The following is a 6,786-nucleotide window of genomic DNA, read 5'->3' as shown; positions in this document are numbered from 1 at the left end:
AAGCCCGCCCGATGTGCGCGGCATCCGCATGCGTGAGATATCGACGTTGGTCAACAACGTGCGCAACAACGGACCCGAGCTGCTCGAGCCGGCCGAACCGCAACCCGAGCAGCCAACTCTGCTGTAGACCCCTTACGGCGCGCGGTAGCCGGGCGGGTTGGGGGTTTCCACCCATAGGTCGACCTGGAGGTTGGCGCCCGGTGTGCAGTCGTATACCGACAGGTCGGTCACCCCCGCGTCGACCAGCACGTCCTCACAGAACAGGGTGTTGCCCGTGAACTCGGTGGCGGGTTTGTTGAGGATGACGTAGGCCGCGTCGGCATAGACCTCGGGCTTGCGCGACTGGGCCATCGCCTCATCGCCGCCGAACAGGTTCTGCACCGCGGCAGTGGCCACCAGCGTGCGCGGCCACAGCGTGTTGGACGCGATGCCGTCGTCGCGCAGCTCTTCGGCCATGCCCAGCGCGCACAGCGTCATCCCGAACTTGGCCATCATGTACGGAGTCGGCTTGAGCCACTTGGGGTCGAGCAGCACCGGCGGCGACAGCGTCAAGATGTGCGGGTTCTCCCGGCCCGTCATGTGCGGGATACATGCCTGCGACACCGCGTAGGTGCCGCGCACCTGGATGCCGTTCATCAGGTCGAAGCGCTTCAGCGGCACCTCTTTGATGGATCCGAGGTTGATCGCCGACGCGTTGTTGACGCAGATGTCGATGCCGCCGAACTGCTCCACGGTTTGGGCTACCGCTGCGGCCACCGCGTCGCCGTCGCGGATGTCGCCGACGATCGGCAGCGCCTTGCCGCCCGCCTCCTCGATCTCCTTGGCGGCGGTGTAGACGGTGCCCGGCAGCTTCGGGTGCGGTTCGGCGGTCTTGGCGATCAGCGCGATGTTGGCGCCGTCGCGTGCCGCCCGCTTGGCGATCGCGAGGCCGATTCCGCGGCTGGCACCCGAAATGAACATGGTCTTACCGGAGAGGGACATGGCGTCACATTAACCCCGCTGCGACGGTCCTCGGCCAGCGGTCCGGATTTGAGCGATTGAGGCGAAATACGACACCGGAAATAGCGGAATGCTTAATGCTGTTGACTGATGCGGTTCATCTGTGGCGCAGCTCGCGGCCAGGCCGGAGCCGCCGAAGAACAGTTTGTCTGTCACAACCTCTAGATTGGGAGGAGGGGCGTCGGGTGTCAGCGGCGATGAGCCTGCTGGGCGAAGAGCAGCGGGCTCGCTGCCTCGAGCGTCAGGTGTCGCTGTCGGGGCTATTCGGTGACACCGTGGCAGAAGGGACTGTGCTAACCAAGATGGCCGACAGCGACGACGCGACCGAACGGGAGACGGCGGAGATCGAGGAGCCGATCGAAGAGCCGTCGGGGCCCGTCCGATCCGACGAGACAGACGAAGAGCTGACGGCGCGCTTTGAACGCGACGCGATTCCGTTGTTGGACCAGCTCTACGGCGGTGCGTTACGCCTGACCCGCAATCCTGCCGACGCCGAGGATCTGCTTCAAGAAACGATGGTCAAGGCGTACGCGGGGTTTCGGTCGTTCCGCGAGGGCACCAATCTCAAGGCCTGGCTGTATCGCATCCTGACCAACACCTACATCAACAACTACCGCAAGAAGCAGCGTCAGCCCGCGCAGTATCCGACCGAGGAAATCACCGACTGGCAGCTCGCCGCCAACGCCGAGCACTCGTCGATCGGCCTGCGCTCGGCAGAGGTGGAAGCCCTTGAGGCGCTACCCGACACCGAGATCAAGGAAGCACTGCAGGCGTTGCCTGAAGAGTTCCGGATGGCGGTGTACTACGCCGACGTCGAAGGTTTCCCGTACAAGGAGATCGCCGAAATCATGGATACGCCGATCGGGACGGTGATGTCGCGGCTGCACCGCGGCAGGCGTCAGCTGCGTGGATTGTTGGCCAATGTGGCCAAGGAGCGCGGCTTCGTACGCGGTGATCAGGCAGCTGAGGAGGTGTCGTCGTGAGCGGCTACTCCTGCTCCGGAGGCGGTAGCGATCGGGACATGTACGCCGACTGCAGGCAAGTGATCGCCGAGATCTGGACGCTACTTGACGGCGAATGCACCCCAGAAGCCCGGGAGAAGCTGCGCGAACACCTCGAGGCTTGCCCCGAATGCCTACGGCATTACGGGCTCGAAGAGCGGATCAAAGCGCTGATAGCCCGCAAGTGCAAAGGCGAGAAGGCCCCGGAGCACCTGCGGGAGCGGCTGCGGCTGGAGATCAGCCGGACCACCATCTTCCGCAGCTAGCCGCCCGCGTTGGGCCGCTTGCCGTGGTTGGCCTTGCTGTGCTTGCGGTCGCGCTTTTTGCGGCCACGCTTGGCCATGCCGGAACCTCCTTGCAGCTATGACGTTCGGCCCAGTCTTTCATTGCGGCCGTCGGCGGCTGCCACCGGGCTAGCTAGACCACCGGAGTGCTCTGTACCGGTGAGAGCGAGGTGCTCTGGCCCGGCACGATAGGCGTCTGCGCGGGTGACAGCGGGGTGGTCTGGCCCGGCAGGGCAGGCGTTTGGCCCGGAGCGAGCGGGCTGGTCTGCCCTGGTGAGGCTGGAACCTGCGCCGGCGAGAGCGGGCTGGTTTGTCCCGGCAAACCGGGCGTCTGGCTCGGCACACCGGGCGTCTGGCCTGGCAATAGCGGGCTGGTCTGCCCTGGCATCGCTGGCGTTTGGCCCGGCAACAGCGAACCGGGGTAGCCGCCGCTCGGCGATAAGGAGCTCGGGTAACTGCCGGCGCCGGGCGACAGCGTGCTGCCAGGCGTGGTTTCCGGAATGAGCGAACCGCTGCCGGGCAGCACCGAATTCAGCAGCGAATTCAGCACGCCGAAAATCGTGTTGGCCGCATTGACAGCGGAAGTCGGGTCCGCGACGGGAGCCGGAGCGGGATCGTCGACCAGCACAGGCGCGGGCGCGGCGGCGGCGACTCCGTTGCCGAACGTGATCGCGCCGACCGTCGCCAGCGCGAGCCCTACACCAGCGGTAAGACGGGTCACTCGGGTGTGGGACCGCGGGTTCGTATGCGCGTTCAGGGACATCCGGATACTCCTAACTCTTGAGCCGCGGAATGTGCTTCCGACACAGAAATCACTTTGGTAACGATTCAGCTCAATAGTCACAGCGGGAACACGACACGATCACGGAACGAACTCTATAGATTCGCTTAGTAACCTTCGGGTTTGCTTACTCTCGCGGCGCCTGCGGCCGCCGGGGCTTACTCCAACGCACCGACGGCGACCGATTGTGGTTCGATGGAGCGGCGAGATTGCGCAACCATCGGCTAAGCGATGAACGGGGTGATGATGGCCGAGGACGTCCGGGCGGAGATCGTGGCCAGCGTGCTGGAAGTCATGGTCAACGAGGGCGATCAAATCGGCGAAGGGGACACCCTGGTATTGCTCGAGTCGATGAAGATGGAGATTCCGGTCCTGGCCGAAGTCGCCGGCACGATCAGCAAAGTCAGCGTGTCAGTGGGCGACGTGATCCAGGCCGGGGATCTCATTGCGGTGATCAGTTAGGCGTCGACGCGTTCAATCGTTGCAATCCGGAACTTGTTCGCGAGTAAGAGATGTCGACTCTCGGTGACCTGCTTGCCGAACACACTGTGCTGCCGGGCAATGCCGTCGACCACCTCCACGCGGTCGTCGGGGAGTGGCAGCTGCTGGCTGACCTGTCGTTTGCGGATTATCTGATGTGGGTGCGCCGCGACGACGGCGCGCTGGTGTGCGTCGCGCAATGCCGGCCGAACACCGCTCCCACCGTGCTGCTGTCCGACGCCGTCGGCACGGTGGTTCCCGCCGAGCAGCTGCCGCTGGTCGCCGCGGCATTCTCGTCCGGAACTATCAGTCGGGAAAATGCTGCAGGACAACATTTTTCATGGCAGCAGACTGGCTTGAACGTCGAAGCGGTGCCGGTGCGATACGGCGAACGCGTGGTAGCGGTGCTCACACACCAAACAGCTCTGGCGGCCAACCGCAAGTCGAGCCCGCTGGAGACCGCGTATTTGGACTGCGCCGCTGATCTTGTCCACATGCTCTCCGAGGGCACGTTCCCCAACGTCGGCGACGTTGCGATGGCACGCTCCAGCCCCCGAGCCGGTGACGGCTTCATCCGGCTCGACAACGACGGCGTCGTTTCCTATGCCAGCCCCAACGCTTTGTCGGCCTACCATCGGATGGGACTGACGTCAGAATTGAAGGGCCACAACCTCATTGAGGTCACCCGCCCGTTGATCTCCGATCCATTCGAGGCGCAGGAACTGGCCGATCATGTGCGCGACTCGCTGACCGGCGGCGCCAGCATGCGGATCGAGGTAGACGCCGGCGGCGCCACGGTGCTGCTGCGGACGCTGCCGCTGGTCGTGCACGGGTGGGCAGCCGGCGCTGCGGTGCTGATCCGCGACGTCACCGAGGTCAAGCGCCGAGACCGCGCACTGATGTCTAAGGACGCCACGATTCGCGAGATTCACCATCGGGTGAAGAACAACCTGCAAACCGTCGCGGCGCTGCTACGGCTGCAGGCACGCCGGACGACCAACCCCGAGGGGCGTGAAGCTCTGCTGGAGTCGGTGCGCCGGGTGTCGTCGATCGCGTTGGTGCACGACGCGCTGTCGATGTCCGTAGACGAGGAGGTCAACCTCGATGAGGTGATCGACCGGATCCTGCCCATCATGAACGACGTGGCCAGCGTGGATACCCCGATCCGGGTCAATCGGGTTGGCGCGCTGGGAGTGCTGGATTCCGACCGCGCCACCGCGCTGATCATGGTCATCACCGAACTGGTGCAAAACGCAATCGAGCACGCCTTCGAACCGGACGCGGGGCAAGGGTGCGTGACCATTCATGCTGAGCGGTCGGCGCGCTGGTTGGACGTGGTTGTCCACGACAACGGCCGTGGCCTGCCGGACGGGTTCAGCCTGGAAGCCTCGGACCGGCTGGGCCTGCAGATCGTGCGGACACTCGTGTCGGCCGAACTGGACGGCTCACTGCACATGCAGGCGGCGACCACTGGCGGCACCGACGTGGTACTGCGCGTCCCGATCGGTCGGCGCGCGCGGCTAGCCCAATAACCCGGCACGCAATATTGCGGCCCCGACATTTGTCGAGGCCGCAATCCCGAAAATTCGGTCAGACTCCGCTTCGTGCCTTCGTCCGGGCGTTGCGACGCTTGAGCGCACGCCGCTCGTCTTCGCTCATTCCGCCCCACACACCGGAGTCCTGGCCCGTTTCCAGAGCCCAGGCGAGACACTCCGTGGTCACCGGGCAGCGGTTACAGACCAGTTTCGCGTCAGCGATCTGCGCGAGCGCCGGCCCGCTGTTCCCCACCGGAAAGAACAGCTCCGGATCCTCGTCGCGACACACCGCCTTGTGGCGCCAATCCATACGTCGTTACTCCTCACTATGTGCGCAGCACTACGCACAGGTGTTCTTCGGCTGTTAACGCGGGCACAACAAATGTTTCCGTACCGTTGCACGCGATCGTTTGATCGTTTCATAGGCTCAACAGATGTCAATAGTCCCACGTCAGCACGTGGGCAATCTCACTTCGACGATCTGCTGAGGAAACCCATAAACCTTTGTACTCGCTAAAGCCTGATCTGCGCACGCCATTCGGCGGCCGTCTTATCGCTGCAGGTCAGAATCGTTTTTTGGGGATGGGGCGACCACGGCTAGCGCGTCGGGCACCGCCCGGAACGTCATGCGCTCGCGCAGGCCGAGGTAGTCGCCGTCGAACTGGCTCGCGATCGGCGGGCCGCTGCAGGTGACCGTCAGGCAAGCCGCATCGTCGTCGCGGACAAGGTGCTTAGACTCCAGCTTCGGCCGTTTGGACAGCATCTGGCGCAGCAACCTCAGCGTGGGAATCACCTTCATCCCGGTGAGCGCGAACACCCCCAGGCCCGTCTCGAAGGTGCAATTCGGATTGGTCCAGATCGGACGGTTGTTGCTGTAGGTCCACGGATTGGTATTGGTCACCCAGACGAAATGCGCACCAGAAACGGGTTCACGGTCAGGGAGCTGGAGCGTCAATGTCGGCTCACGGCGCGCGTAGGCGATTGTGGTAGGTGTCGCCACGCGCCAATACCGCAACGGAGTGACCTTGATGCCTTTCGCCCGTTGGGCTTCGACCGCGGCGACCACCTCGGCGTCGACGCCCATCCCCGCATTGAGCACCGCCCACCGCTCACCGCAGTCGATCAGGCTGATGCGCCGCCAGTTCTGCTGATGCCCGTACTTGTCGAGCAGCCCCAGAAGCTGGTTGGTGGCGACGACCGGGTCGGATGAGATGCCCAGCGCGCGGGCCAGGACGTTGGCCGAACCACCTGGCACAACGGCAACCGCTGGGACGTGGCCGGTCGGCAATGGCCCGGGCGGTCCGAGTAAGCCGTTGACCACATTACTCACCGTCCCGTCGCCGCCGTGCACAACTATCAAGTCCACCCCGGCTTCGGCGGCCGCCTGCGCGATTTCGCCGCCATGGCCGCGGTGGGTGGTGTGCTCGATCGTCAGTTGAAGACGACTCCGAAGCGCGTGCGCCAACAAATCTCGCCCCGCGGGGGTCGTGGAAGTCGCAGTGGGGTTGACGATGAGCACAGCGCGCATGTGGCAAGAGCTTAACCGCCAGATCGTCGGAATCACCGGAGCCACGGGTGGCTACGCTGGCGCTGTGACGGTGCCCCGCGACCGGGAGGCGCGCCCCGCCCCGGCCAGTGTGCGGGGCGCGGGCCTGATTGTCGCTCTGCAAGGCGCGGCGGCACTGGTCGTGGCCGTTGTTCTGGTC

At 64.7% G+C, this 6,786-nt stretch carries 9 protein-coding genes and 2 pseudogenes; 6 read left to right on the top strand and 5 right to left on the bottom strand.

The features are described 5' to 3' along the window. Window positions 1-127: pseudogene (locus tag VFA16_RS07825) on the top strand (SOS response-associated peptidase); the annotation flags it as partial. 5 nt (window positions 128-132) lie between these two features. On the opposite strand, the gene VFA16_RS07820 reads toward VFA16_RS07825, so the two are convergent. Further along, window positions 133-981: an NAD(P)-dependent oxidoreductase gene (locus tag VFA16_RS07820; protein WP_324967265.1), complete on the bottom strand. Its 849-nt coding sequence runs from the start codon at window positions 979-981 to the stop codon at window positions 133-135. A gap of 203 nt (window positions 982-1,184) precedes the next feature. Here VFA16_RS07820 and VFA16_RS07815 point away from each other — a divergent pair, with 203 nt between their 5' ends. Together VFA16_RS07815 and rsrA are read left to right on the top strand one after the other, a co-directional pair. Further along, a complete protein-coding gene (locus VFA16_RS07815; protein ID WP_324967264.1) occupies window positions 1,185-1,982 on the top strand; it encodes a sigma-70 family RNA polymerase sigma factor in 798 nt (265 codons plus the stop codon). Between the two features lie 38 nt (window positions 1,983-2,020). Continuing rightward, window positions 2,021-2,266: a mycothiol system anti-sigma-R factor gene (gene rsrA / locus VFA16_RS07810; RefSeq protein WP_324967267.1), complete on the top strand. Its 246-nt coding sequence runs from the start codon at window positions 2,021-2,023 to the stop codon at window positions 2,264-2,266. On the opposite strand, the gene VFA16_RS23770 is transcribed toward rsrA, so the two are convergent. Continuing rightward, window positions 2,263-2,343 carry a 50S ribosomal protein bL37 gene (locus VFA16_RS23770; RefSeq protein ID WP_003920846.1) on the bottom strand — a complete coding sequence of 27 codons (81 nt, stop codon included), beginning with the start codon at window positions 2,341-2,343 and terminating at the stop codon, window positions 2,263-2,265. The genes rsrA and VFA16_RS23770 overlap by 4 nt on opposite strands. 74 nt (window positions 2,344-2,417) lie before the next feature. Beyond that, on the bottom strand, window positions 2,418-3,047 hold the full coding sequence (locus tag VFA16_RS07805) for a hypothetical protein (protein WP_324967263.1): 630 nt from the start codon (window positions 3,045-3,047) through the stop codon (window positions 2,418-2,420). A 264-nt stretch (window positions 3,048-3,311) separates the two neighbouring features. Between VFA16_RS07805 and VFA16_RS07800 the strand changes: the two genes are divergently transcribed. Together VFA16_RS07800 and VFA16_RS07795 are read left to right on the top strand one after the other, a co-directional pair. Then, window positions 3,312-3,527 carry a biotin/lipoyl-binding carrier protein gene (locus VFA16_RS07800; protein ID WP_324967266.1) on the top strand — a complete coding sequence of 72 codons (216 nt, stop codon included), beginning with the start codon at window positions 3,312-3,314 and terminating at the stop codon, window positions 3,525-3,527. A 50-nt stretch (window positions 3,528-3,577) separates the two neighbouring features. Next, window positions 3,578-5,077 (top strand): sensor histidine kinase, encoded by a 1,500-nt coding sequence (locus tag VFA16_RS07795; protein ID WP_324967262.1) that lies wholly within the window; start codon window positions 3,578-3,580, stop codon window positions 5,075-5,077. 58 nt (window positions 5,078-5,135) lie between these two features. Here the strand turns inward: VFA16_RS07795 and whiB1 are convergent, their stop codons facing one another. Both whiB1 and VFA16_RS07785 read right to left on the bottom strand, forming a co-directional pair. Continuing rightward, on the bottom strand, window positions 5,136-5,390 hold the full coding sequence (gene whiB1 / locus VFA16_RS07790) for a transcriptional regulator WhiB1 (protein ID WP_324967261.1): 255 nt from the start codon (window positions 5,388-5,390) through the stop codon (window positions 5,136-5,138). A gap of 240 nt (window positions 5,391-5,630) precedes the next feature. Continuing rightward, window positions 5,631-6,608, bottom strand: coding sequence for a diacylglycerol/lipid kinase family protein (locus VFA16_RS07785; protein ID WP_324967260.1), 978 nt, complete (start codon window positions 6,606-6,608; stop codon window positions 5,631-5,633). On the opposite strand from VFA16_RS07785, the pseudogene VFA16_RS07780 reads away from it, so the two are divergent. Further along, a pseudogene (locus tag VFA16_RS07780) lies at window positions 6,607-6,786 on the top strand (hypothetical protein); the annotation flags it as partial. The gene VFA16_RS07785 and the pseudogene VFA16_RS07780 sit on opposite strands and share 2 nt — an antisense overlap.

It is taken from the genome of Mycobacterium sp., assembly GCF_035653355.1.
Taxonomy (GTDB): Bacteria; Actinomycetota; Actinomycetes; order Mycobacteriales; family Mycobacteriaceae; genus Mycobacterium.
This window is presented reverse-complemented; position numbering and strand designations above follow the sequence as displayed.

Coding starts and splice junctions, on each gene's coding strand:
- VFA16_RS07820 (WP_324967265.1), bottom strand. CDS start 981: ATGTCCCTCTCCGGTAAGACCATGTTCATTTCGGGTGCCAGCCGCGGA.
- rsrA (WP_324967267.1), top strand. CDS start 2,021: ATGTACGCCGACTGCAGGCAAGTGATCGCCGAGATCTGGACGCTACTT.
- VFA16_RS23770 (WP_003920846.1), bottom strand. CDS start 2,343: ATGGCCAAGCGTGGCCGCAAAAAGCGCGACCGCAAGCACAGCAAGGCC.
- VFA16_RS07805 (WP_324967263.1), bottom strand. CDS start 3,047: ATGTCCCTGAACGCGCATACGAACCCGCGGTCCCACACCCGAGTGACC.
- VFA16_RS07800 (WP_324967266.1), top strand. CDS start 3,312: ATGGCCGAGGACGTCCGGGCGGAGATCGTGGCCAGCGTGCTGGAAGTC.
- VFA16_RS07795 (WP_324967262.1), top strand. CDS start 3,578: ATGTCGACTCTCGGTGACCTGCTTGCCGAACACACTGTGCTGCCGGGC.
- whiB1 (WP_324967261.1), bottom strand. CDS start 5,390: ATGGATTGGCGCCACAAGGCGGTGTGTCGCGACGAGGATCCGGAGCTG.
- VFA16_RS07785 (WP_324967260.1), bottom strand. CDS start 6,608: ATGCGCGCTGTGCTCATCGTCAACCCCACTGCGACTTCCACGACCCCC.